Raw genomic sequence first — 24389 nt, forward strand, 5'->3', positions numbered from 1 at the left:
AGGGGTGGTGTGTGCATCAACGTGTCGCTACGCCACGCCCTCGTGTGCAGGGCTGGACGAGTCGGGCCAGCCGGAGCAACGAACGATGGGCCATGGGCAGGATGGCTGCGCACATCTCGCGACGGTGATCGATTGTCATGATCGGGAAGTGATCGGGTACGAGTTTGCGCTCCGCAGTCGAACAAAGGAGGCGGAACGGGCGGTCGAAGCCGCCTGTCTACAGCGTTTCAGGACGTTGCGTCCTGTGGAGGCGCCGATCCTCCGCAGCGACAATGGGCTGATCTTTCAGAGTCGGCGGTTCCGGCAAGCCTGTCGCGACTATCGACTCCAACAAGAATTCATTACACCGTACACGCCGGAGCAGAACGGGATCATCGAACGGTTCTTTCGGAGTCTCAAGGAGGAATGTGTCTGGCAACACGCGTTCCAGACATGTGAGGAGGCGCGGCGGGTCATTCGGGGACTGGATGCAGTGGTACAACCAGGAACGTCCGCATCAGGCGCTGGGCTATCGAAGTCCAGTCCAATACCGAGCCCAACAATTAACCCAGGTGGCTTGATTTCAGGGGAGCACTACAAGAGATCCCAAAGTTCAGCATGATGCTTTCACTAACTGGGAAAGTCTGTATAGAAACCCATCGGCGACGAATATGGCGGGTTTGTTAAGTAAACTCGATCCAGACAAAAGTGAATTTCCCACCAGACCAACTGATGATTCCGACTCTACTTGGGATGAATGGGTAAAAGACGTTGCTCGCTCTATCGGTCGTCTCGAGTCCGAAGCCCAATCATGTTCTCCACAGAAGCAAGCTGAGCTCACCCAGTATGCCCGCGAGCATGTAAGTGGTTTGCGAACAGAGATTCGAGCGTGCCTCGATACGGTGGCTGCGCTAGTGCAGTTTCAGACTCATCCTTCCATCTTGATTGACAAAGCACGAACAGGAGATTTCGATGCCGTGGAACAACTCCTCCAAATTAATCCTTCGCTGGAAGAACAACTCTGGGTCCGGGAGTGCTTGGCAGAATTGGTACGGCAACGAGGTTTTTCTGGATCCCAGAGATGGCAGCAGGCAATTTCCGAAGGACTACAAGTTCGGAAGAACAAGCACTTGGAGATAGGCTGCATTCTTACTTTATTGTGGTTCATGTTGTGCCGTCTCACTACAGATCAACGACGAGGATATTTGAAGGCATTGGGCTTAATCGGTGTACCCAAAAAGAAAGCGCTGCGCGAATTCGAGCGTCGCTTGGAACTCAAATCTACGACGGACAAACAGGTATCTCCCAAGATTTGAAAGGATTTATGAAGGCCAAAGGAAAGTATGGAAAGTGGGAGATTGTTCGATCATTACCCGAGGGTGGTCAGGCCCATACCTTTCTTGTTCGAAATTCGGAGGATTCTGACGACACTGGCTTGTACGTGCTCAAGAGATTAAAAAATCCTGAACGTCTTGGCCGATTCTGGAGAGAGATTGAAATTGGGCTTAAGCTTGCACATCCCAATCTTATTAAGGTGATCAATTTTGATATTGTTGCGCAGAGACCCTACCTGGTCTGCCAATATTGCGAAGGAGGAGATCTTAGAAGTAGAGGGGTGGGACAAGGATTAGGCGCGATAGCCGGACTCAAATTCTTTCATTCCATCTGCCAAGGTGTCGCTTACGCACACCAGAATGGCGTCGTTCATCGTGACCTAAATCCCAAGAATGTTTTTATAGACTTAAAGAGCAATTCCCCTGTCGTTGGAGATTTTGGAATTTGTTTTCTGGACCAACAAGGCGAACGACTTACAGTGACAGAAGAAGCTGTTGGGCCCCGTCTCTACATTGCACCCGAACTTGAAGATGGGCGTGTAGAAGAAGTATCCCAACGATCAGACGTATATTCACTAGGTAAGCTCTTGTATTGGATAATCACCGGAACCGAATTTTCCCGGAAAAAATACAGAGACGCTGAATTCGACTTATCCCAGAAACTTCACGACCCTCGCATGGAACATGTCAATAGACTCCTCGATAAAATGATTACCACAGATCCGAAAGCTCGTTTTCCATCAGCAGTGGAAGTGTTGAGCGAAATTGAGGAGACAATCAAAATGCTTGAACAGGGCTTTAACGTGGTTTCGGGCAACGTAGAGCAACGTTGCCTCTACTGCGGCAAAGGTTCATATCAACTCGTGGCAAATGGCAGACCGAGTACTGGTTTTGGAGACCTTGAGACTTTTGGCATAACAGTCCGTGGAAGAGGGGAAATGATATGGAGAGTCTGTATCTGTAACAATTGCGGTAACATGCAGTTTTTCCGACCTGATCGCACTCACAACCCGCAAATATGGGACTAATCGGCACTCTCATCTTAGAGGTGCAATGGGCAACAATCCCATCATTTTGTCGGTAAATATCGGTCTTGATTTTCCTCGGGTTATCGAACATTCTTTCGCAGTTCAAAACAAGCTCAGAGAACTATATGCTTGATCTAAGCTATGTTGGGTCCTTCCAGCGTGGAACGCTGATCAGCACAGAGAATCCTCAAGAGGAAGTATGGGCCCTAATCGGAAGACTCGGAACACCTGAATATGCAGGTTCATTGCTGCCGGACAGAAAAGATGTGAATTGGGAGCAGCACACCAAGTACGCATCTGTGCGATTTCGCCAGGCGATCGAACTTAGGCGATCGAGTTCAGGAACCACGCTTCTTACAAAACCAATTCTACTTTATTACTCATTCCTAAATCTTCTAAGGGCTTTCATGGCGCTTGGGCCGGAGATAATCGGGCATCGCAAACACGGATTAATATTCAGACCAAACGACAAATTTCTATTGAACGCAGCTGAACTAAGCGAAGGTACCTTTACAGAATTCCTGACTTCTAGTGGGATTGTATGGGAAGTTAAAACAAAAATATCTTTGGAAGAAGCTCTCCACAAAATTCCAGAAATTTGCTACGAATTTAAATCTCCAGAAAGAGGGGAATCAGACGTATGGCCTGCAACAGTTGCCGCGAAGATGGCATCTAAGACGGTTTTTCTCCATTTCGACCGAGCACTTATTGTCGAAGAAACATTTCGTACAACCTGGGAACAAGCATTACCAGGGATAAAGGATCTTTATGAGCTAGAGGGTGAGGGTCTAACTCTCCGACTCAAAGCAGAACACCAACGTAATGATTATGACCAGTTATGTGAGATGTGCGAGAAAACGATGCTGAATAGACTCGTTTTTGGGAGCGCACCGCTCTGGTATCTTCTTCGACATAAGGACGGCGAGCAAGAATTACCTAGAGCTGGATATTATTTCGTCTCTCTCTTCATTCTGGGCAGCCTCGCGCGCTATCAGCCAGAACTTTTGCACATGTCGCTTCCAGCAGGGTCAGAAATGGAATGGTTTTTTACTCGCTTTATGCAGCATGCAGAGCGATTTTTTTCCCCAGCTGATGTATAGTCTTGGCCACAAAAAGCAAGTGTATTTCACTAGACATTAGGAAAGGCCATCATAATCAGTTGTTTTTCACGTTAAGCTCTTTGGCCAAAATCCTTCCAGATTTTCACTGCAACGCCGCTTGATTTATTTGTAGTTATCGACCATCCTCTCGCAATTCCAAAAAGAAATGATTGTGAGCAAGTACCAACAGTGAGCATTGCCTTCATAATTTCACAAATTGGGAACCCAGAGTTGGATTCCGTGTGTTCTCATGCCATTGTGCCTGCATTGAAGACGTGTGGCCTAGATCCCAAGCGGGTGGATAAGCACAACACAGGAGGACTCTTAAAAAGTGAAATTATTCGGTTCATAGAGAATTCTGACATCATTGTCGCAGATCTGACGAATGAAAGACCTAACTGCTACCTTGAAGTTGGATATGCAATGGGGGTGGACAAATTTAACAACCTGATCTTAACCGCTCGGGAAGATCATTATCACGACAGTCCCAACCATCAACGCGGTGGCCCAAAGATTCACTTCGATCTGATTGGCTATGACGTCCTATTTTGGCACCCTGATCACCTTGATGAATTTAGGTCAGAACTTGAGAAGAGGATCAAAAGGAGGCTAGCAATCCTTTCTCCCTCTGTTGACGTCTTACAACCCGTTTGGGACAGCAATTGGATCGATCAGCACAGAAACGAAGCGATGCCAGGACTATTTGATGTCTTAAAAACTCCACATCCTGGTTACTGTGAAATCCAGTTTTCCTTATCGGACCCGAAACTCAATGTGATTCAACGAGTTTTGCTTGAAGCTGCCAGGGATGCTCAAATACATGCATTCGGATGGGCAATTGGTGCAGTCTTGGATAACAGCGAGAAAGGTAGGCCCCATCCCACTGTTGACGGAATTGTTGCCAAGCTCTCCTTTCCAGAACACCTGTCCTATGACTATTGGGCTCTTAGGCGCAACGGAGATTTCTTCTTATTGCAAAGCCTTTTTGAGGACGCACGCGATCCATGTTATAAGACATTATATTTCGATACCAGGATCGTTAGGGTCACAGAAGCTCTTCTGTATTGTGCCCGTCTATACTCTCGACTTGGAGTCTCGACCACAACAGATGTCCACGTTGCTCTTGTCCATAGCGGACTAAAAGATCGGACTATCAGAAGCGCTGACTCACTTCGTTTTATCGATACAAAACATTCAACCACCCAAGACAAGGTTTGGTCTGAAATTTCGACTTCCCTCACCAATATCGAATCACAGCTTGTCCAATTGGTAAAAGAGCTGACCCAGCCACTGTTTAGCATTTTTGATTATTTTGAAGTGTCTGATTCTGTTTATGCTGAAATAGTTAATGGCTTCGTCGGAAAGATTACCAGGTAAGCTTATTCAATATCAGTTGGCTTTAAACCAGCTGTTGCACCCAAGATAAACAGAGGGAAAATGTAATGTTGTGATGACCATAGAGGGAGAGGATTTTGATCATGGGAGTGGGTAATCCCGCAGCCTGCTCGACATGCAGATTAGACGAGCGTTGACAACCGATTGAACAAGCGCAAGAATCACGCACCGGTGTTCAGCCTTCGTGGCAATTCGGTCAGCATGTAGGCGCAGAACACGTGCACAGGTTAGATCTAACAATTTATGTCCGACCACCCTTCCATAAGGCCCGAAACCAAGCGCTTCGACCTTGCGGTTCAGATACGTAATTTTGAGATCGAATTATTCTGGAAAAGGTCGCTTTTCTTTTGGGGCTTTATTGCGTCTGCATTCGTTGGCTATGCGGCTCTTCGCAAAAGCAGTCCAGAGCTTGGTATTCTCATAGCGTGTTTCGGCATGGTCTGCTCTTTGGCCTGGACCCTTCTAAATCGCGGCTCAAAATACTGGCAAGAGAATTGGGAAACTAAGGTCGAGCGACTAGAGCCGGAGGTCACGGGTAAGCTCTTCGCGGAAGAGGAGGCAATCCAATTTCACAAGGGATGGTGGCTCCGTGCTAGGACATATTCGGTTAGTAAACTTGTCATCGCTTTGAGCGACTACGTCTTCCTCTTATGGTTTGTATTGGTCATAGCCGAACTTTTGCGAAAGTACGCACCTGCGTATGGCGAAAGTCTCAGGACCTATGGCCTTGCTCTATTTGTGACTTTCTCGATTATTTACACAATACTGCTGATGGTGTTTGGCCGCAAGAGTGTACGCCCATGAGAGCTAATCTCGGAGCATATTGAATGCCGATCAGCGTGATCTCGCTGCGCAGGCAAGGTTCGCGCGCTCCTGATGCTGATCATTGGCATGTATCCAACCAAAAAGGTCATCACATTGTGCTCATTTTGTGCTCAAGCCCACTCACTCTGCCCCACTCAGACCTATTCCCGCCAAAGTTTCAATCTGTCCAACTGTTGGATATGCTTGACTTGAGTGGGCCTGAGTAGGCTGGAGAACTGTGATAGAGAAGCATTCCTAAATCGCGGGTCGTACGTTCAATTCGTATCGGGGGCACCAAACCTTTCCTTTTGTTACTTTCTGGCGGTGAAAACCTGGTGGGTCACCTCACATCTTGTTGTGTGAAGCGGACTCATCTCCTCATAACAGACGATGCAAGAGACAAGATCCGCCACTCGATTTCTGTTCTGCTCCTAGACGGCAAGACGCAAGCGCGACTCAGCAAGTACATTCGAGAACGGATCATGGAGCTATGAGCAAGGACCGCCAGACAGTTGAACGGCAATGGAGTGTCAAATGGACGCTGCTTGTGCTCTGTATCCTGCTCTCCCTGAGTTGCGCGCACAAAGGAACCCACGTCGGAGCCGAACGAGCGCACGTCCAGACGGCTCCGAAAGCCATAGCTGATCGAACGGCGCCTGGATCTGAGGCCTATCTCGCGCTCGTGCAACAGCGAATCCGGGATGTCTGGAAGGCCCCGGCACTAGACTTTACGAACCATACCTATGTGACTGTCGTCCAATTTCGGCTTCATAAGAATGGATCGGTCAGCCGTGTGAAGATCGAGCAGTCATCAGGCAATGAGTCCTATGACGCGGCAGGGACACAGGCGGTGCTGAGTGCCAGCCCATTACCCACGTTTCCGCCCGATCTCTCACATGCGTATGTTGATGCCCACATCACGCTGACCGCTCCATCACATAAGGAATGACTATCCGTCCAATGAGTCTTCTCCGTAGAAGCCGATGAGCTCTGAACGCCCCAAGCGGGAAACCTGGCCCTGGAGAAACTCGCCATTTCAAGACGAGGAAACCTGGCCAAGAAATCGTATCCGGCCCTTTTACTTTGTCGTCAGCCTGAACAAGGCGTGGCGAGTTGATCTGGTTCCGCTTTCTTTTTGTTCGGCGTGCGCGGCATGCCTGCTCTCTGGTCGGGTCCCTGGGAATAGTGAGGTGAGGGCCGCAGCGTCCAGGAACGTCGCCGGTCAAGGGATCAGCTTGATCGTTGCCCTCGCTGAAATCGTAGCACGGACGGAAGGGCACCATGCAATGGGAAACGCACTGGACAAGAGGCTGGAGTCAAGACTGTGTCAGTCGAATAAGCCCCAGAGCGACGAGGAACATGGCGGCGACAAAACTTGCTGATGCCACTACGAGCAAGACTTCAGCAGCAATGCTTAGCCCCTTGAACAAGTAAGCCTTCGTTCGAATGGATGTCAGATTGGTCGGTTCAAAAAGTCTCTTGGCCTTCTTCTCGCTCATTCCGAGATGAGCACCGACCAGCACCGCCATCGATTCCTTGCCGTCGGCCTCGTGATGCTCCCATAACTCATACTGTCGTTTGTAGGAGTTGCGATACTCTGCTAAGGGGACCTGGTAGGCATGAAGGAAGCTGTAATCTAGGCCGAAATCATCCTGAAGCCGACGGACAATCTCTTGTTCGTCCCACTGATCTGATAAGGGTTCAACGTGGTCGAACCCATATCCTGTGACATATCCGGCCATGTGTGAGCCAAGATTGAACATCACTCCTCGGCCAAACCCTAGAGCCCACAGGGCTAGAAGACGACACAGGACACCTGAGGCAATTGTGGAAAGCAAAAGACCACAAAGCAGTACATAATGAGCCCCAGCAATCGTTTCAACTTTTTCCGGGTTGGCCACTGCAAGCACAAGCAACGTTGAAGCGAGCCCAACTAGCCATACCACCGCCTGCCCCAGATCTCCGTGGGCACGCTCGAATTGCTCTAGTATTTTGGGAGCTCCATCCCGATACAGTGCAGCAAGTACAAGGTGAACAGGCTGTCTGCGTACTTTCATTTCCGTTTCGAGCCCTTCGTGCTCCTAAGGCCTTGGTCTGCTCATGCATGTAGGCGTTGAACTTTCCATGAGACTCGTCTCACTCAGCCTTGAATCGACGCCTAATACTCAAAACTGTCATGACTAAAAGGATGTCAGAGAACAATCCTTGAAGAGTCAACAGCAGGCTCCCCCAGCCGGTGATTGGGACGATCAGCTTTCGTGTATCAAAGAAAACCCCAAACGGATTAGTGATCGAGTGCAGTGGAAGTAGAATAGATCGAGTACAGCGGCCTCCGTTTTCATCTAGCAGTGTGGAGTAGGCTCCAACATAAAAGTCACCTGACTGCACTAGCATTCCAGGATCAAAGTAGTAGCAGCCGATGACAGCGAGAAAGTAGGCACAGCACAACCACCAAATCGGCCTGCCCGGACTCATTCCATAGTTGGCGAATGTGCCATAAATCCAGTTTGTAAACCTCGAAAACCTATCATGTTCGTCAACTCGTTCAGCTCGAAGCTGAAGAGAGCGCATCTGATTTGCCATCAGCGCATTGTCTAGTTTCTTCAGATGGGCATAGAGGCTGCGATAGGCATGAGGGCCTTGAAATAGTCTGGTTTGGCCTGGAGAAGAAGGTAAGAAGACTTCCTTAAACGATACCGCCCCCGTAAAGGGGTTTTCGCTATCAGAAGAGGGGCATTTAATCTGAGCAATCCCTCCACCTGTTACACTCAGCCGTCCTACACTCTTAGATGGAAGTATCAGCGTGCCAATCCAACAATCATGCAGTTCCAAATTTGACTTGTTCTTGTAGGCCCTGTCTTCACCCCGCAGGTGTAAGTTCCCGATTAGACAATTAACCAAGCGTATGCGCGGCTCGTGGGTCTCAGGCCTGAGAGCACAAGACTGCACCCTTAGATTGGCGCACTCCAAGGACCTAAAAACTCCATGAACTTCTAACCTCAGTGCGTGTGTGTTCTCATTGCCTAATACCTTACTCCTGTCCTCCTCTGGGAAATCTAACTTGAGATCGCTTTTGATATAGTCGCCTTGCGGATCGATAATTACACTCTCCCAATGTGTGTGTGGTTCTGTAACCGAACTAATAAACGTACTGGCTACCTCCCCCCAATCATTCTGATAGCGGGTTTTTACAAAGTCCGAGAACTTCTCATGTTTAGAGAATCCATTAAGAGGGGGGCCTACTGCCGACTCGCACCACGCATCAAATCCAGGAGGGAACCGTTGTCCCTCCACCCATGGGAACATTCGGCTACCGATGTCAGCGAGCTTGGCTAGCATGTACCCTCATACATTAGCGAGTATGGAATGGGATGTGGATGAGGAGTCTAGCACAAAGATGGCGCCAGGAAAGCTATATGCTGGTGAATAACAGGAGTGAGGGGAATGCACAGGAAACATTGCGGAGGCCGGGTTTCGGGACTTACCGTTTCCGCCTGCGAGGCACAAGATCGAGGGGATCAGGCCTGAGAGCTATTCAAGGCCATGCCGAAGGCTGATGGGGCAAGCGGCAATAAAGTCACCGATTCCAAAAGGAACCATTGAAAGATCCAACACCCACACTGCCCAACAAGGCATAAGCAAAGACTCGATGCTCTGAAGCTCGCGGCGATTCCTTACAGACGCGACTTTTGATGATAGCCATCCACATCACGCAGGGTATCCAAGAGCGGGAACTTTGGCTTGTGGTAGCGAGCGGGAAGGAGAGCCAGTTCATGCCGTTGCCCACAATTCACGCAACGGCTCATTAGTAATTCGCCTTCGTCGATCATGGCCAGCTCCTGCACAAGCCAGCCAGCACATCGGTTACATCTCATCCAACACTCTTTCCATATACAGAAGGCAAAGCCCCTGCCACTTGTCAGAGACCTTGCCCGCTGCAGGGTGTGCGCACACGCCACACCGCCTTTACACGAATGCCGGTGAATTTGTCGGGGGCTTGTCGATGGCCGTTTTTGGAAGGCGCCGTCGTTTGGTCCTTCAGCCTCAAGTCTATCTCGCCGACAGGCTGAGCCTTAGCTACCGGCACTTGTCCGTAGTTGCTGAGCTGCATGTCAATAGCAGACCATAGAAGGGTTAGCCATTGCGCCGCCGGATACACCTCCAGTGCCTACCAGTTGTTCCTTCAGTTGACCCGTGCGCTTTATCGTCGTACTGCAACTGGCTCGTACCGACACCTCATCCCATATGGCTTTCTCGCCGAAGCTCTCTCGAAGACGCTTGCGCAGGGAACGGCGGAAAAATGTAAAATATGAAAAGTCATCTGGATCTGGAGGTCTTATGCGGTATGTGTTGCACCTGATAGTCATGGTTTTGGTCTGGGGAAACATGGAAGTGGTCCACGCGCTTGATACGGGGAGCCGAGAATCCTTGAGAGGCATTTTCGGAGTGGGATTGGTTGTGGAGGAGGTCGGCCCCGATGCCTCGGCGGATGGCCTCTCGCAAGACGCGATCCGAACAGCGGTCGAGCAGACGCTTCGCTCGAAGGGCATTCGAGTCCTTACCGAACGAACACGTTCAGGTTCAGCTCCCTATCTCTATGTCAATGTGAATACCCTCAAGGAACAGCTCGGGTTATACGTCTATGCCGTCAACGTGGATCTCAAGCAAATCGTGGGGCTATTAACGGGCAAGGGCAAGCAGGCATGGGGAGCCACCTGGTCCGCGAGTGTCATTGGGATGGCCAGAGAGGAGAATCTGAGCCAGGTTATCGCCGAGGGCGTCGAGCCTCTCGTCACGGACTTTGCCAACGATTTTCTGTCGGTCAACACACGGTTGGAGCCGGCACCGAGACGGAACCCAAATTGACAGTGCGAACGGCACGGCGTCCTCCCAATGGCACGGATATCCGTTTTGTTGGCAGTTCTATTCGTCGTCCTTACCTTCAATGTCTATGCCTGTGTCCTGCCGTTGCAGCAATCCAGCGAGATGGGCTGCGCATGAGGAACGGAAGAGCTGGTTCGGGGAACCTGTGACGCGTTTCTCGAAATTGGGCCACATTCACCATTGTCCTCTAGCCACCCCATTGCCACGTTCCAACTTGATAGTACGTTGACTGCTTCTCTCCTTCCCGAGACGCTGTGCGGAACGCTGCGAACAGGGCGCGAGTGACGATCCACTGCTGAAGCAGTGCGCCGAGTTGTGCCGACGCTGCGCAGGATCTTGTGACCAGATGGCGGCGGTCGCATAGCCGTCCAAGCCTGGGAAACAATCTAAAAGATCGGCATAGGCCGGCCGCCACTGTTGGCGGCCGGCTTCTTCAGAGGGATCATCCTTGGTCTCCTAACCGAACGACCGTGTCTCGATTTGCAATGTCCTATCGATCGAACCAATCGGCCTTTGTCCGTCAACAGTATCGCAACCCATTCACATAGTTCACTCTTCCGGTTGTGCACATAGCAAGAGTCCCATCCGCCGTCCTGCGCTCATATCGTGACTCCGGGCTCCACAGCACCAGGTCTCCCTCAAGCACACACGCGATCACGCCGATAGAGAGTCAGGCAGGATCGACAGACGGCTGATTGCAGGCCGCACACCGTGAGAACCATGGCTACTTGCCCCTCACCGAACGGACAGCATATCCTGGTCGTCGACGACGATCCCTCGATCCGCTTAATCTGTGCGACCACCCTCAGGAAGGTCGGATATCAGGTGCTGGAAGCCGAAGGCAGCTCCGAGGCCATGGCATTTTATACCAAACCGACAGCCGCCATTGATTTGCTGGTCACCGATCTGTTTCTGCCCCCGCCCGACTTCCAATTGACTTCTTCCAGGAATCAGTACCCCCGCGTCAACGGCCATGAGTTGGTCCGGCAAATCCTGTCACTCAAGCAAGAACTCCGCGTCCTCTTCATGTCGAGTCACTCGCTCGACAGCCTGGCGGCGCAAGGCATCACGATCGAACCGGATCGGTTCCTTCCCAAACCATTTACCGTCGAACAGCTGCTGAGACAGGTCACTGCCTCACTCAACGGGCCGGCCCTCGCCAATGTCCATTCCGCGTCGGCACCATCCAAAGACGTGCCGTGGTTCGGCTGAACCTTCACTGGATGGTCTTTTAGACTCCGACGGTCATGGCACAACCGCCGAAATTTGCTGTTTTCTTGTCATGCCTCACCCCCTCGGTTAGACTTTTTTCACACCACCATGGCACGAGCACGCGCAGCGGAACATCAACGGTCACGATCAAAAAACACGCTGATCGAAGAAGCCTCGCTTGGTATTACCAAGCTCCAGGAAGTTCTTGCGGCGATCAAGGATCTCAGCCAAGAAGGCTTCCCCTACAGGGATGCCGCACAAAGTAAAGCCGAGCTGCAGTTTCGCGAGTGCCTGCGTCTCGCCTTCGGGGAGCGATCTCAAGAATTCCAATCCTATCGAAACTTCAAACTTCGGACAGCGGACAAGACCGAACTCGCTCAAAGCCTCACGGTCATTAAGGGCCTCATCCAGACCCTGGAGGACCGTAAGCTGGAGCTTCAGGGACTCAAACCACCACCAAAACCCGATCCACCCATTGAGCAACATCCCGGCAATACAGCCCGCTTGGTACTGGTCTCGCCTACAACTCCAACCACTCTGCCGGGGCAGACCAGTTCGCCGATGACTGTCGCCGTGGCGATGACGACCAATGTGGGACCGGCGATGTCTCCCTTGGTTTCCACACCTCCATTACCTTCGCCTCCACCCGGGCCTCCGATCGTTGCGCCGGCACCGACATTGACTCCTACCGCTGCGCCGGCTCCAACAGCGACTCAGCCGCCCATGCCTGTTGTACCTCCCCCTCCTGTGGCGATCCCCCCTTCTTCTCCTCCTTCCACATCGGCAACCCAAGCCATATCGTCCACGAGTGCGCGCCCAGCGGAAATGCCGCAAGCGTCCCCATCTCCGGCGGCCACCACTACTCCTTCCTCGATGCAGCCGCACCCACCCATCGATCCCACGACCCCCGGAGCGAGCCTCCAGACGACGTCTCCTGAACTACCACCGACTGCTGCCCCTCCGCCGCGAGACCTCTCGTCGGACAAGCAGGCCATCGGCCTCAGTATCGCTCGAGTCGTCGAATCGACGCTCGACCAGGATCCGCTCCATCTCGTGCGAAAAGTTTGTCTTCGCTTCCACGCCGTAGTTCGCCAGCTCCGACTTCGGAAAGACTATCGCTCGACCCTGGAAGTCGACGACGACTACGACCTTCAGGACCTCTTGTGCGCGTTGCTCAAGGTGGAGTTCGACGAGGTCGCGACCGATGAATGGACTCCACCCTACACCGGAGGCGCGCCAAGGACGACGTTGCTGGTGCATCGGGATCACATCGCCGTGGTCGCGAAGAAGACCAAGCCAGGATTGACCGCGAAAGACCTCGCCGATCAGGTCACGGCAGACTCCGCCTATTATCGCGCTCAAGGGCGATGTTCCACGTTGTTTTGCTTCATCTACGATCCGGAAGGCCGTATCGGCAGCCCGAAGCGGCTGGAAACCACCCTAACCAGCGTCAGCGAGCACTGTCGGGTCGAAGTGCTTGTTGCGCCAAAGTGAGACCATGGCAAAACACAATGTAAAGAGGATTCCTTCTGATGCGTCGCCATCGAAGACCATCAAGCCGAAGCTTGAGTTGACAGGACGGAATGACTTTGCTATAACGCAGCCCACTTCCGGGGCAATTCCCTATACGATCCATGGCCCCGCTCCGGGAGACCAAGGTATGTCTGATCGGGCGTACGTGCTGATCAATGTGTTACCTGGACAGACGTCCGCCGTGGTCAAAGCACTGGGCGAAATTAAAGAGATCAAGACGATTGATCCCTGTTGGGGTAAGCCGGATATCATCGCCATAGCGGACATACCGGATCAAGACGCCTTAACCCAACTGGTCTTGAGTCGCATACATCGCATCGAAGGAGTGACGCAGACCGATACTCACCTCGTTTATCGTCTGAAGGAGGCCAGAACAAAATGATCCGAAAGGACTGTCTCGCCATCATCGCTCTCAGCGCATTTGCCTTTGGATGCTCCGGTGTTCAACACCCGGTTCAGCCGGACGTCGTCGACGTCACATTGCCTGTGCCGGCGGATCGAGTGAAGGCAGCCGTGACAAAAGTGTTGACGGAGGATGATTACGACGTGGACTGGAAGGATGGGTCTCAGGTTCAAACCGGCTACAGGGATGAACAGCCCAGTATCTGGGATTGGCTCGTGAAAGGACGGTTCGGTGTGGTCAGAAGCCGTGCAGAAGTCTCGGTCACATCGGAAACCGATCAGAGCTCCCGGCTCCGTCTGCAAGTATCCTCGGAAGGCAAGCAAACGATGTTCCAAGGGTGGGGCCCCACCGCACCTCAAGTCCCTCAAAGTGCTGAAAACAAGCTTCGCTTGATCAAGAACGAACTGAAAATCGTACAGAACACCTATACAACAGAGACCTTTTACGGACCGTACGGATTGAAGCCTTAGACAGGTTCTTTTTCCACTCCCTCAGCTTCTTCACCAAGCTCAAGGCCGAAACGCTCTGCCATACGGTAGAGCGTTCGCCTGTCTATCCCAAGAATCTTTGCAGCCTTCACCTTGTTCCCCTTTGTCTCCTTGAGCACACGAGTCAAATGGCGCTTCTCCACTTCCTCTAGGGTCAGATACACCTCATCGAGCTGATCGACTTGGGAGCCTCGTGCATCGGCTTCAGCGGTCGCACCCTGGCGAATCACTTCGGGCAAATCCTCCGGTGTCAGGAGGGGCCCATGGCTTAACGACACGGCGCGTTCGATCGCATTTTCAAGTTCTCGAACGTTGCCGGGCCATCGATACTGGCTCAAGAGCGCCATCGTTTCCGGCAGGACTCCCCGTACGGCATGCTCAGTGCCTATCGCGCACTTCTGTAAAAAATGATGCACCAGCATCGGAATGTCTTCCCGGCGCTCGACCAACGAGGGCAATGTGATCGGAACGACTTTCAACCGGTAGAACAGATCGTCTCGAAACTTTCCCTCCTTCACCAGTTGCTCAAGGTCTCGATTGGTCGCGGCGATGATTCGGACATCGACTCTCGTGGAGGTCGTGCCGCCGACCCGTCGGACTTCTTGATCCTGCATGACCCGCAGCAACTTCACCTGCAACGCCTGTCCGAGCTCGCCGATTTCGTCCAGGAACAGGGTGCCTCCGTTGGCGGATTCGAAGAGCCCCACTTTGGCCCCCACAGCGCCGGTGAAGGCCCCTTTCTCGTACCCGAACATCTCCGATTCAAGCAACGTGTCGGGCAACGCTCCGCAATTGACCGGAATGAAGGGCTTGTCCCGGCGAGGACCGTTCGTATGAATAGCCCGCGCGATGAGCTCTTTGCCGGTCCCGCTTTCCCCTTGAAGCAGCACCGTGCTCTTGCTTTCAGCCACGCGGGCGACCAATTTGTACACCTCCAACATCGCCGTGCTGCTTCCCACCAACGGAGACCACTCCCCCTTGCTCTTCAACTCTTCTCGGAACCGTGCGTTCTCTTGGAGCAATCGGCAATGATCCAGCCCGCGTTTGACCACCAGCTTGATATCTTCTTTTTTGAACGGCTTCGCCAGATAATCGTAGGCGCCCTGCTTGATCGCTTCGATCGCGCCTTCCAGAGAGCCGAACGCGGTGAGCACCACGACGGCCGTATTCGGACTCGCCCGTTTGAACTCTCGCAAGACCGTGAGCCCGTCCACCGCGCCCATTCGGATGTCCGTCAGCACCAAATCGACTCGGCCCTGGCGTCCTCGCGCGATCACCTCTTCACCGCTGGCAAAGGCCTCGACATGATACCCTTCTTTTCTGAGGGCCTCCGCCAACAGCTCTCGTGCGACGGCATCGTCATCGGCCACCAGAATCGTCGCTGGTTGCATCACGCCTCCTCTCTCCTCTGAGCAGGTTCAGGTTGCATCGCCGGTAATGTCATCGTCACGGTCGTGCCGCGCCCGATCTCACTCGTCAGGGTGAGACTCCCGCCGTGAGCCATCACCGATTCGCGGCTCAAGAATAGCCCCAAGCCGGTCCCCTTGCCAACCGCCTTGGTCGTGAAAAACGGTTCAAAGGCTTTCTTGACGTCTTCCTCCGGTATACCGCATCCGGTGTCCCGCACCTCGAGCGTGATGACCAATGGCGACATCCCGTCGGCGACCAGCCGGCCACGATCCAATTCGTCTGCCGACGCTTCACGGTTTCCTGCCGTGATGGCAACTTTCCCCTGCGCGGGAGTCGCGGCCAGTGCATTGGCGAGGACATTCACCAAGACTTGATGAATTTTTTCTTTGTCCGCCCACACCAGGGGAAGGTCCTGTGGAAGGTCGACGGTCAACGTGATTCCTTTCTCGTGGAAGGCCGGTTCCATCAGCATCGCCGAAGGGCTGACGACTTCTTCAACAGAAAGCCATCGTGGCTCGGGCTGGCGCGGTCGAGTAGAAGACAGCAAGTCCTGAATGATGCGCACCACTCTTGTCAGCTGATCATCGATGATGGCCACCCGCTTCTTCATCTCAGGCGTCACGCCGGGCTCTTCAGCCAACGCCTGGACGTGCCACGCGATCGAGTGAAGCGGCGTCCCCACCTCATGGGCCACGGACGCTACGAGCTGTCCCACCGCCGCCAGCCGTTCCGACCGGTTCAGTTGATCTTTCGCCTGGACCAGTTGGGTATTGGCTTTGAGCAGATTTTCAGTCTCTCGGGCGAGCGCCGTCCTTGCCGCCTCCTCCCGCGCCTTTCGCTCTTCCCAACTCACCCCCAAGTACGCCACCAAGAGCAACACGCCGACGACGACGCTCCGATTGATGACTGCGGCTTGAAACCGGCCCGGCTTGGTCGGTTGGAGCAAACCTGAATAGGTCGCCACGACGCAGGCCAGCACCGTCACCAATACGATGGTTCGATTCCGAAGGGTCGTCACCAACAAGATCGGCAACACATACCCGTAGGCCCCCACCACGTTGGCCGGGGCAAATTCTTCAATGACGACGATGATAAGAAAGCACGCGGCCGCGATGGCCAGCACGAGGCGATCACGATGCGTCATGGCAGTCATCGACTCGTTCCGCCTGGCCGGGGATTCCCGCCTTCTGAAGGATGTGCATCGATAACGTAGGATTCCTTCACGGAAGTACTTACACAAGAGGGCGGGTCAAACGCAACAGCGCCGCGAGTCGGTCACATCGAGCGTCTTGGACCAGGTCCTCCACCGCCAGACTCAACTTCCGACTCCAGTTCGGGTGCTGGTCCACGGTCCCCGGTAGATTGGTCTGACATCGGGTACCGATGACGTCTTCGATATTGGCTAAGACAATCCAGGCAGGAGTACGGGCCAGATACTGATGAATACTCTCCACCAATTCGGTCGTCATCGTCGGCACATGCGTCGGATCATCCGACACGCCGGAGGGAAGGAGTCCTTCCGACTTCAATGCCGCGAGAATCCCCGCTTTTTCTCGATGCCGTTCCGCCCACATTGCCTTCCGGGCATCCTCCGAAGGAAAGAGGCCCAGTGCGGATCGAGTTTCGATATCCGTGCCCTCCCAATACCCGACCAACGTCGGAAGATCGTGGGTTGTGACGACGGCAAGGGCTTGCGCGGGATACTGAACCGGGGGCTTCCATCCCCCCCAATGTTCCCGCTCAAAATAGAAAACTCGATACGACAAGACGCCGGCCGGTCCCAATCGGTCGCGCACCCAATCGGGCACGGTTCCCAAGTCTTCGCCGATCACGAGCGCCTTTGCCCGCACACTTTCCAACGCCAAGATGGCCAACAGTTCATCATCCCGGTAATGCACGTACGTCCCCATCGCCGGGGGGAGCCCCCGGGGGATCCAGAAGAGCCGAAAGAGCGCCATGACATGATCAATCCGGATCGCACCTCCATAACGGAGATTATTGCGGAGCAACTCGATAAAGTAGCGATACCCGCTTGCGCGCAGGCGTAGGGGATCGAGCGGAGAAATTCCCCAATTCTGTCCCTCAGGGGCAAACGCATCGGGAGGCGCACCACAGTCGGCCTTGAACGCCAGGACATCTTGATTCAGCCATCCATCGGCGCCATAGCGATCGCTTCCCAGAGCAAAGTCATGGTACAAGCCGATCGGCATACCGGCCTCCTGCGTCTTCTTCACCGCCTCACACAGCTGTTCTGCGGCCAACCATTGCAGATACTGGAAGAAGCGCACCCGCGGCATCTGCCGACGCCGGAACTCCTCCAGGGCGTCCGGCATCCGAGTTCGGTATGGCTCGGGCCAGTGCTCCCAGATCGTCGAAGTCGGGGATGCGGACTGCCGCCATTCCTCCAGCGCTTGAAACAATGCATACTGCGTAAGGGATTCTCCTTCCCGTTCCGCGAAGCGATGGAAGCTTCTCCCCCGATCGGTCCTTGGTTTCAAGTCAGGTTCAGCACCTTCGAAATTGTCCTGCAGAAATGTCCGATAGCAGAGCTCGAGCACCTCGCGCTTCGTCGACCGCACCGCGTCGTAATCCACCAACTCGCATCGCCGAGCCGCGTCGATCCGGGAGCGAAATGAAGGGTCGGCCAGCCGACGCCGCACATCCTGATCCGTCCGGCACTCGGAAACCTGAGTGACATCGATGTACAGGTCGTTCAAAAACAGGCGGCTAGAAGGCGAATAGGGACTAACGTGATAGGGCTTGGTATTTTTAAGAGCATGGAGCGGATTGAGTCCGATCACCGCAGCACCCAAACGTTTTCCGGCCCAGTCAACGAAGGTACCGAGATCCCGAAAATCGCCGACTCCCCAATTGTGCCGGCTCCGCAATGAATAGAGTTGCAAGGCAACACCCCACCATCGCACACCCTGTTGCAACTGATAGGGGATGTAACAGCGCTCCGGTGCGACGATGAGACAAAACGTCGATTCCGTATTCGTGCCGCCTCCCTTTGCATGGGCCTTGACAGAGTAATAGCCAAGCGGTAGCTCTGGTGGAAACGCCAACACGACACGAACAAACCGGCGTCCCTGAATGGTGCGAGTCTCTTCGATCTTGAGGTTCGGCCCATCTGCTCGCTCACAATATCTTTCTCCGTTCTCCGCATTGAGCGACCACTGAACGTGCAGCGCAGCCTCATCCGAGCTATCACAAGGCACATACAACGACCAACTACCAGGCGCTCCTCCTAATCGAAGCACATGAACCGGTTCACAACCCCGCAACCACCAACGATGATCCCACGCCTCGAGTTCCTCAACGAGGTCCTCTCGATTGGCAACCCGTAGATCCATGGCCGCCAAAATGGCCCGTCGCGTCTCGTCCGATGTCACATGGTGCGTGCCGGCGATGTCGTAGTAGTCGGCCGCAATCCCTGCCCGCTCGGCCAACATCCGCAAAAGGTCGCTGTCAGATTGGTCGTACATGCTGTGAGTCTGAGTGAAGGGTGAGATCATGTCAAGATAATGCATTCCTAGTTTTGTAGCTGAATTCGGCAGGGAAACCGCGAGGAGAGCAGCACCAGAACAATGGACGACTGGATGATCAGCGCCCTTAGCTTAACGCATGCAAGCTCCCCGTCGAACGAGCCAGATTGACACGGGCGGCATTGAGCTGAAAGAGCGCGCCGACGAGGTTTTCCCTGGCGCGGGCTACTGCGGAAAGCCCATTGGTCAGCTCAAAATGGCTGGCGGAGGTGATGACGGCATAGCGTTCTCGCGCAAGATCCAGTTCCTTCACCGCCATTTGTAGACCGGTTTGTGCGATCCGCACCTGCTCTTGCGCCGCTGCGAGTGACGCGAGCGCATCGTGCACTTCCATTTTGACCTGGTTCGTCACTGATTTCATCCGCAACGCCTCTTGTCGTACCTGACTGCGTGCCTGGGCGATGCGGCCCTCACGTTGGCCTCCGTCGAAGATCGGAACTTGAAGAATCAGCGCCATGTTGTAGGTATCGAGCGTGTTGTTCCAACGATTGCCGACAAGCCCATACTCACCCTGCGCCACTAACGACGGCAGCCGCTCTCCGGTAATGGACGAATAGGTCAACTCCGACGCTTTCACCCGCGTGTACCGCGCCTGAACCTCGGGCCTGTCCCGTAAGGCCGTTTCCACCGCCGCCTGTGCCGCCGGCATCTCATACACATCGGTCAACCAGTCAGCGGTTAAGACAGAGAAATCCCCACGGGCAGTGCAAGCAGATGAATGAGACTGAGTTGGACATGTTCGAGGTCATACCGCGCCGATATTTCCCGTTGCCGCTCCGCAGCCAACTGCGCTTCCAGTCGCGCGACATCCAATCCCGTGGCCAACCCTCCCCGCTGCCGTTGCTTCACGGTCCCGAGCAACTCGTTCATCACATGTAGATTCGCCTCATGCATGCCGATCATTGCCATGGCCTTTACCCCTTCCATGTAGGCGAGAGCCACGTCGGCCATCGTATCGAATTTTCTGGCTTCCGCCTCCTGCTCCGTCATATGCAAAGACTCGCGGGAGGCCCGCCAGCGCTGAATCAAGCTCAGACTGAACAGGTGTTGCGTTGCGCTGATCCGAGTATCGAAAATGCTGAAGGGATCGGTACGGACCGGAGCGCGGCCAAAGCCGCCTTCAACGTGAGTGTGAGAGGCGCGAGGACAATCGGTGGAGAACTAGGCTTTGCGGCTGAAGGTCCAGCCAGCGCCACGCCTGCCCCCAATACTCCCGCGGCAAACAGACAGAGCCCCGGAGGAGCCAATGAGTTGGCCATCCGATTACCGCTCCTTTAGGCTTTCTTTCACCGATTTGAACAGAGGACTGAGCAGGTATTCGATGACGCGCCGCTGTCCGATCTTGATTTCGACCATGACGACCATCCCAGGCGAAAGATTCACGGGCTGACCATCAACGAGGATCGTAGACCGTTCCATGCTGACCCTCGTCTGGTACATGAGCCCCACTTTTTCGATGGGAGCCGCATCGTCGGACACCGTCATCACATGACCCGGAATCGTGCCATACAACGTAAACGGAAACGTTTCGACCTTGATTTCGACCGGAAGCCCTTCCTTCACAAATCCCGCATCTTTATTGTCGACCTGCGCCTCAACTTCCACCGGATGATCTTGCGGTACGACAATGAGCAACTGCTGCGCCGGAGTCACGACACCGCCGACGGTATGTACCGCTAGCTGCTGCACCACGCCGTCGATCGGTGAGGTCAGCCGCTGCAAGCCGGCCTTTTGACCCGCCTTCGTGACATCGTGCGCAAGAGAGGCAGCTTTGGTTTCGAGCGCCGACAGTTCAGCCTCTTTGCTCTGCAGAAATTCCGATACCATGGCCCGGTAGTGCTTCTCAGCCTCCGCAAGCGCCGCCAGATCTTGTTGCAGTTTCTTCTTCTGCCCGGCCAGTTCCTGGGTCTTGTCGATCCGCTGTCCTTCGGCCTGCAAGAAATCCATTCTCGATACCGCTTCATCTTCAAGCAGTCGTTTGAAAGTCTCCGCGCGTTCCACCTCCATCGGCACCGTGGCTTCCAGGCGGAGAACGTTCTCTTTGGTTTGTTCGAGCGCGGCCTGGCGTTGATCGACCAGATGCTGCGCGGCCGACACCTTGGCCTGATACTCAGCCAGTTGGTCGCGCAACAACTGTTGTTGCAGTAGAACATAAGCTCGATCCGCATCGGGTGGCACTTCGAATGAGGTGTGGCCCTTGAGGAGTGCCCGCAACCTCGCCGCCTCTACTTTTGCCGCTTGATATTCATTGGACGCCCGATCCCGGTCGGCGCGATGAAGCGTGGCATCCAATTCGATCAGGGCATCGCCTTGCTTGACCGTTTGCCCATCCTGTACGTGAATGGATGCAATCACGCCGCTTTCGTATGGCTGAACGATCTTCGAGTAGCCGCTGGGGATGATCTTCCCTTGCGCTGTCGCAACGATGTCGATCCAGCCGAACGTGGCCCACAACACGGCCGCCGTAACAGCGCTTACGATCGTCCAGAGGATCGCGCGACCGATCGGTGATGGAGGGGCTTGCTGGATTTCCAGCACCGCGGGCAGAAACTCCGTCGCCTGTTCGCTGAAACCCACAGTACCGGCAGACCGCCTCGATTCGGCCCGCCAAGCCACTTTCCACACCGTCCAATGCCTGCAAAACGCCTCCAACCCCATCAGAGCGCCCTCGCTTCCTTGCCTCGTTCATACACCTGTAACCGGGCATAGACTCCATCAAGACGCAGGAGATCTTCATGCGAGCCTTCCTCAATGATCTCTCCTTTGTCGATGACATAGATACGGTGCGCGGGCCGCACGGTGCTCAGCCGGTGCGCGATGATAAACACTGTCCGCCCCTTGGCGATCTGTGCCATATTCTGTTGGATGACCGACTCGGACTCGTAATCCAGCGCGCTGGTTGCCTCATCGAAGATCAGAATGCGCGGGTTCCCGACCAACGCCCGCGCAATCGCGATCCGCTGGCGCTGTCCGCCCGAAAGCGTACATCCCTGCTCACCGATCACCGTGTCGTAGCCCTCGGCCAATTCCAGGATAAACTCGTGGGCACCGGCCAACTTCGCCGCCTGGATCACCTGCTCCATCGCCAACCCGGGATCGGCCAGCGCAATATTGCTCCGCACTGAGCCGTTGAAGAGAACGTTCTCCTGTAGCACCACTCCCACTTGCCTTCTGAGCCATGCCGGATCAACCTGGGCCACGTCCACGCCATCGACCAGAATACGTCCGTGCTCCGGCACATAGAGACGTTGCAACAGCTTGGCGATCGTGCTTTTCCCGGACCCGGAGCGTCCGACGATGCCGATCATGCGGCCCGGCTCAACGGCAAGCGACAACCGGCGGACCACCTCCGGACCGTCCGGCCGATACCGAAACGTCACCTCTTCGAATCGCACCTGTCCCGCCACGTGTGGCAGCGTTGTCCGGGTCGCATTGTACGAAGGCTCGGGCCGCGTATTGAGCACATCCCCTAACCGCTCGACTGAAATACCGACTTGTTGAAATTCCTGCCAGAGGTTCACCAACCTCAGAAGCGGCCCGGTCACCTGTGCCGAGAGCATGTTGAATGCGATCAGCTGCCCGATACTCAGGTCTCCATCGATCACGCGATAGGCCCCCAGCCAGAGCACCGCAACCGTGGTCAGCTTTTGGACGCAACTCGCGGATTGACCGGCGATCGTCATCACGCTCGTGGCCCGAAAGCTCGCCCGCACGTAGCCGGCCAGTTGTTCTTCCCATCTCCGCATAAGCGGCGGCTCGACCGCCATGGCCTTCACGGTTTGAATGCCGCTGACGATTTCCACCAAGAAGGCCTGGTTTTCCGCGCCTCGATTGAATTTCTCATGCAGACGGGCTCGAATCGCCGGCGTAATGGCAAGCGAGAGCGCAGCATAGAGCGGAAGCGAGGCCATGATCACGAGTGTCAGTGCGGAACTGTAGAACCACATGACGGTCAGGAAGACGACGGTAAAGACGACGTCCAATGCCACCGTGATCGAATGGCTGGTCAAGAATTGGCGGATCTGTTCCAGCTCCCGGACGCGGGCGATCGTATCACCGACGCGCCGGGCTTCAAAATACGCGATGGGAAGCGCGAGGATATGTCGAAAGAGTTGGCCGCCGAGGCTGACATCGATTCTATTCGTGGTATGGGCGAACAGATAGGTGCGAAGTCCCCCCAATATTGTCTCAAGAATAATGAGCGCAATCATGCCGATGGCCAATACCTGAAGCGTGGTAAACCCCTTGTGGACGAGCACCTTGTCGATGACCACTTGCGTGAAAAGCGGCGTCATCAGGGCAAAGAGCTGGAGAAAAAACGACGCCGCCAACACTTCGCCGAAGAACTGACGGTATTTGACGATGGCAGGGATAAACCAAGTGAAGTCGAACTTTAAATCTTGCACACGAACAGGGGCTCGCTTCGTAAAGAGCAGGAGTTCCCCCGTCCATGTCGCTTCGTACTGCTCACGAGAGAGGACAATCGGCCGTGCTTCCACCGGGTCTTGGATCAGTACTTTCTCTTCTTCGACCTTTGCCAGGACGACATAGCGGCCGTCGGTCCGCGTTGCCATGGCTGGCATCGGCATCCCAGCGAGTTTGTCCCACCGCGTCTTGACCAGACCGGCTTTCAGCCCCACATGCTTGGCGGCATGGAGGAGTTCGTTATGGGAAAAGACTTCACCGGACCGGGCAAACCGATGCCTCAGTTGCGACCCATCCGCCGGAAGATCATGGAACCGAGAGATGATGAGAAAACAGATTAACCCGCTGTCGACCAGTGACCCGTTTTCAGAAGCAGCGGAAGTACTAGACATCTGTTGCGGTCCTCGATTCTTCATGGGAGCCGCTGTTGTGCCGGCTCAGCAACCACGCAAGCAAGCCTTGTCATGATCGTTACGTAACGGCTCGTCGCCGATTGTATCAACGGATGGGCCTGCCCTCGCTTCTCTTAGAGGGGGGACCATCCCACTGAAGTGGTGGTTGGCTGGCAACAGAGAGTCGGCTAGCTGGGACAGTAGAACCAAGGAGTGTGATAACGCTGGTCAACATGCGCATGATTGCGCATGTGCCCGACTGACCGATACAAGAAGGGTCATGTTGGACTTCCCAGACTTTTGTGGACACATCGTTAAGCCTGGTTGGACACGCACTCGAACGGTGATCGATCGGGATATGATTATTGGGACCTGAAACCAGCTGAAGAACACTGAGTGACGAGCAACTCCGCTAATGCGCCATGCACAGTCACCTGCTATCTCGGAAGGTATTACT

Annotated in this window: 24 protein-coding genes; 13 read left to right on the top strand and 11 right to left on the bottom strand. The window is 54.4% G+C overall.

The annotated features are described in order from the left end of the window. Positions 1–85 precede the first annotated feature (85 nt). From A4E19_12200 to A4E19_12230, 7 genes are all read left to right on the top strand, one after another. The gene (locus A4E19_12200; GenBank protein ID OQW37779.1) at positions 86–601 is read left to right on the top strand and encodes a hypothetical protein; all 516 of its coding nucleotides are present in this window, start codon (positions 86–88) and stop codon (positions 599–601) included. Positions 602–893: 292 nt separating this feature from the next. Beyond that, positions 894–1295: a hypothetical protein gene (locus A4E19_12205; protein OQW37780.1), complete on the top strand. Its 402-nt coding sequence runs from the start codon at positions 894–896 to the stop codon at positions 1293–1295. A gap of 8 nt (positions 1296–1303) precedes the next feature. Further along, a complete protein-coding gene (locus tag A4E19_12210) occupies positions 1304–2341 on the top strand; it encodes a hypothetical protein (protein ID OQW37781.1) in 1038 nt (345 codons plus the stop codon). Between the two features lie 125 nt (positions 2342–2466). After that, positions 2467–3441 carry a hypothetical protein gene (locus tag A4E19_12215; protein OQW37782.1) on the top strand — a complete coding sequence of 325 codons (975 nt, stop codon included), beginning with the start codon at positions 2467–2469 and terminating at the stop codon, positions 3439–3441. 189 nt (positions 3442–3630) lie between these two features. Then, on the top strand, positions 3631–4818 hold the full coding sequence (locus A4E19_12220) for a hypothetical protein (GenBank protein ID OQW37783.1): 1188 nt from the start codon (positions 3631–3633) through the stop codon (positions 4816–4818). A 261-nt stretch (positions 4819–5079) separates the two neighbouring features. Continuing rightward, positions 5080–5640: a hypothetical protein gene (locus A4E19_12225; protein OQW37784.1), complete on the top strand. Its 561-nt coding sequence runs from the start codon at positions 5080–5082 to the stop codon at positions 5638–5640. 490 nt (positions 5641–6130) lie between these two features. Continuing rightward, positions 6131–6589 (top strand): hypothetical protein, encoded by a 459-nt coding sequence (locus A4E19_12230; protein ID OQW37785.1) that lies wholly within the window; start codon positions 6131–6133, stop codon positions 6587–6589. A 367-nt stretch (positions 6590–6956) separates the two neighbouring features. Here the strand turns inward: A4E19_12230 and A4E19_12235 are convergent, their stop codons facing one another. The 3 genes from A4E19_12235 to A4E19_12245 all read right to left on the bottom strand — a co-directional run bounded on the left by A4E19_12235 (position 6957) and on the right by A4E19_12245 (position 9799). Beyond that, entirely contained in the window at positions 6957–7697 is a 741-nt protein-coding gene (locus A4E19_12235; protein OQW37786.1) for a hypothetical protein, read from the bottom strand. Positions 7698–7776: 79 nt separating this feature from the next. Then, a complete protein-coding gene (locus tag A4E19_12240; protein ID OQW37787.1) occupies positions 7777–8979 on the bottom strand; it encodes a hypothetical protein in 1203 nt (400 codons plus the stop codon). Positions 8980–9559: 580 nt separating this feature from the next. Further along, on the bottom strand, positions 9560–9799 hold the full coding sequence (locus A4E19_12245; GenBank protein ID OQW37788.1) for a hypothetical protein: 240 nt from the start codon (positions 9797–9799) through the stop codon (positions 9560–9562). A 179-nt stretch (positions 9800–9978) separates the two neighbouring features. Between A4E19_12245 and A4E19_12250 the strand changes: the two genes are divergently transcribed. Together A4E19_12250 and A4E19_12255 are read left to right on the top strand one after the other, a co-directional pair. Next, on the top strand, positions 9979–10506 hold the full coding sequence (locus tag A4E19_12250; GenBank protein ID OQW37789.1) for a hypothetical protein: 528 nt from the start codon (positions 9979–9981) through the stop codon (positions 10504–10506). 738 nt (positions 10507–11244) lie between these two features. Further along, positions 11245–11736, top strand: coding sequence for a hypothetical protein (locus tag A4E19_12255; protein ID OQW37790.1), 492 nt, complete (start codon positions 11245–11247; stop codon positions 11734–11736). Positions 11737–11883: 147 nt separating this feature from the next. Here the strand turns inward: A4E19_12255 and A4E19_12260 are convergent, their stop codons facing one another. Further along, on the bottom strand, positions 11884–12222 hold the full coding sequence (locus A4E19_12260) for a hypothetical protein (GenBank protein ID OQW37791.1): 339 nt from the start codon (positions 12220–12222) through the stop codon (positions 11884–11886). A gap of 387 nt (positions 12223–12609) precedes the next feature. Here A4E19_12260 and A4E19_12265 point away from each other — a divergent pair, with 387 nt between their 5' ends. The 3 genes from A4E19_12265 to A4E19_12275 all read left to right on the top strand — a co-directional run bounded on the left by A4E19_12265 (position 12610) and on the right by A4E19_12275 (position 14142). After that, positions 12610–13230 (top strand): hypothetical protein, encoded by a 621-nt coding sequence (locus A4E19_12265; protein ID OQW37792.1) that lies wholly within the window; start codon positions 12610–12612, stop codon positions 13228–13230. A gap of 166 nt (positions 13231–13396) precedes the next feature. Beyond that, positions 13397–13651: an AsnC family transcriptional regulator gene (locus A4E19_12270; GenBank protein OQW37826.1), complete on the top strand. Its 255-nt coding sequence runs from the start codon at positions 13397–13399 to the stop codon at positions 13649–13651. After that, a complete protein-coding gene (locus A4E19_12275) occupies positions 13648–14142 on the top strand; it encodes a hypothetical protein (protein OQW37793.1) in 495 nt (164 codons plus the stop codon). The genes A4E19_12270 and A4E19_12275 overlap by 4 nt, the downstream gene beginning before the upstream one ends. Here A4E19_12275 and A4E19_12280 read toward each other — a convergent pair. The 5 genes from A4E19_12280 to A4E19_12300 form a co-directional block, all read right to left on the bottom strand. Beyond that, on the bottom strand, positions 14139–15551 hold the full coding sequence (locus tag A4E19_12280) for a transcriptional regulator (GenBank protein ID OQW37794.1): 1413 nt from the start codon (positions 15549–15551) through the stop codon (positions 14139–14141). The genes A4E19_12275 and A4E19_12280 overlap by 4 nt on opposite strands. After that, positions 15551–16723 (bottom strand): hypothetical protein, encoded by a 1173-nt coding sequence (locus A4E19_12285; GenBank protein ID OQW37795.1) that lies wholly within the window; start codon positions 16721–16723, stop codon positions 15551–15553. Before A4E19_12285 ends, A4E19_12280 begins: the two co-directional genes overlap by 1 nt. A gap of 79 nt (positions 16724–16802) precedes the next feature. Further along, entirely contained in the window at positions 16803–19055 is a 2253-nt protein-coding gene (locus A4E19_12290) for a hypothetical protein (protein OQW37796.1), read from the bottom strand. A gap of 127 nt (positions 19056–19182) precedes the next feature. After that, positions 19183–19764 carry a hypothetical protein gene (locus A4E19_12295; GenBank protein ID OQW37797.1) on the bottom strand — a complete coding sequence of 194 codons (582 nt, stop codon included), beginning with the start codon at positions 19762–19764 and terminating at the stop codon, positions 19183–19185. A 29-nt stretch (positions 19765–19793) separates the two neighbouring features. Further along, a complete protein-coding gene (locus A4E19_12300; GenBank protein ID OQW37798.1) occupies positions 19794–20105 on the bottom strand; it encodes a hypothetical protein in 312 nt (103 codons plus the stop codon). Between A4E19_12300 and A4E19_12305 the strand changes: the two genes are divergently transcribed. Then, positions 20106–20393, top strand: a complete 288-nt coding sequence (locus A4E19_12305; GenBank protein ID OQW37799.1) for a hypothetical protein — start codon at positions 20106–20108, stop codon at positions 20391–20393. It abuts the gene before it with no gap. Here A4E19_12305 and A4E19_12310 read toward each other — a convergent pair. Together A4E19_12310 and A4E19_12315 are read right to left on the bottom strand one after the other, a co-directional pair. Next, entirely contained in the window at positions 20379–21773 is a 1395-nt protein-coding gene (locus tag A4E19_12310; protein OQW37800.1) for a hypothetical protein, read from the bottom strand. The genes A4E19_12305 and A4E19_12310 overlap by 15 nt on opposite strands. Further along, positions 21773–23932 carry a peptidase C39 gene (locus A4E19_12315; GenBank protein ID OQW37827.1) on the bottom strand — a complete coding sequence of 720 codons (2160 nt, stop codon included), beginning with the start codon at positions 23930–23932 and terminating at the stop codon, positions 21773–21775. The genes A4E19_12310 and A4E19_12315 overlap by 1 nt, the downstream gene beginning before the upstream one ends. Positions 23933–24389: the final 457 nt, after the last annotated feature.

It is taken from the genome of Nitrospira sp. SG-bin1 (genome assembly GCA_002083365.1).
In the GTDB taxonomy this organism is placed as follows: domain Bacteria; phylum Nitrospirota; class Nitrospiria; order Nitrospirales; family Nitrospiraceae; genus Nitrospira_D.

Excerpts from the sequence above, each read along its gene's own strand:
- A4E19_12295 (OQW37797.1), bottom strand. The coding sequence starts at position 19,764 with ATGCCGGCGGCACAGGCGGCGGTGGAAACGGCCTTACGGGACAGGCCC.
- A4E19_12270 (OQW37826.1), top strand. The coding sequence starts at position 13,397 with ATGTCTGATCGGGCGTACGTGCTGATCAATGTGTTACCTGGACAGACG.
- A4E19_12290 (OQW37796.1), bottom strand. The coding sequence starts at position 19,055 with ATGTACGACCAATCTGACAGCGACCTTTTGCGGATGTTGGCCGAGCGG.
- A4E19_12275 (OQW37793.1), top strand. The coding sequence starts at position 13,648 with ATGATCCGAAAGGACTGTCTCGCCATCATCGCTCTCAGCGCATTTGCC.
- A4E19_12230 (OQW37785.1), top strand. The coding sequence starts at position 6,131 with ATGAGCAAGGACCGCCAGACAGTTGAACGGCAATGGAGTGTCAAATGG.
- A4E19_12310 (OQW37800.1), bottom strand. The coding sequence starts at position 21,773 with ATGGGGTTGGAGGCGTTTTGCAGGCATTGGACGGTGTGGAAAGTGGCT.
- A4E19_12255 (OQW37790.1), top strand. The coding sequence starts at position 11,245 with ATGGCTACTTGCCCCTCACCGAACGGACAGCATATCCTGGTCGTCGAC.
- A4E19_12285 (OQW37795.1), bottom strand. The coding sequence starts at position 16,723 with ATGACTGCCATGACGCATCGTGATCGCCTCGTGCTGGCCATCGCGGCC.
- A4E19_12200 (OQW37779.1), top strand. The coding sequence starts at position 86 with ATGGGCCATGGGCAGGATGGCTGCGCACATCTCGCGACGGTGATCGAT.
- A4E19_12215 (OQW37782.1), top strand. The coding sequence starts at position 2,467 with ATGCTTGATCTAAGCTATGTTGGGTCCTTCCAGCGTGGAACGCTGATC.
- A4E19_12260 (OQW37791.1), bottom strand. The coding sequence starts at position 12,222 with ATGTTGCTCAATGGGTGGATCGGGTTTTGGTGGTGGTTTGAGTCCCTG.
- A4E19_12225 (OQW37784.1), top strand. The coding sequence starts at position 5,080 with ATGTCCGACCACCCTTCCATAAGGCCCGAAACCAAGCGCTTCGACCTT.
- A4E19_12240 (OQW37787.1), bottom strand. The coding sequence starts at position 8,979 with ATGCTAGCCAAGCTCGCTGACATCGGTAGCCGAATGTTCCCATGGGTG.
- A4E19_12235 (OQW37786.1), bottom strand. The coding sequence starts at position 7,697 with ATGAAAGTACGCAGACAGCCTGTTCACCTTGTACTTGCTGCACTGTAT.
- A4E19_12300 (OQW37798.1), bottom strand. The coding sequence starts at position 20,105 with ATGACGGAGCAGGAGGCGGAAGCCAGAAAATTCGATACGATGGCCGAC.
- A4E19_12210 (OQW37781.1), top strand. The coding sequence starts at position 1,304 with ATGAAGGCCAAAGGAAAGTATGGAAAGTGGGAGATTGTTCGATCATTA.
- A4E19_12265 (OQW37792.1), top strand. The coding sequence starts at position 12,610 with ATGCAGCCGCACCCACCCATCGATCCCACGACCCCCGGAGCGAGCCTC.
- A4E19_12305 (OQW37799.1), top strand. The coding sequence starts at position 20,106 with ATGCAAAGACTCGCGGGAGGCCCGCCAGCGCTGAATCAAGCTCAGACT.
- A4E19_12250 (OQW37789.1), top strand. The coding sequence starts at position 9,979 with ATGCGGTATGTGTTGCACCTGATAGTCATGGTTTTGGTCTGGGGAAAC.
- A4E19_12280 (OQW37794.1), bottom strand. The coding sequence starts at position 15,551 with ATGCAACCAGCGACGATTCTGGTGGCCGATGACGATGCCGTCGCACGA.
- A4E19_12315 (OQW37827.1), bottom strand. The coding sequence starts at position 23,932 with ATGTCTAGTACTTCCGCTGCTTCTGAAAACGGGTCACTGGTCGACAGC.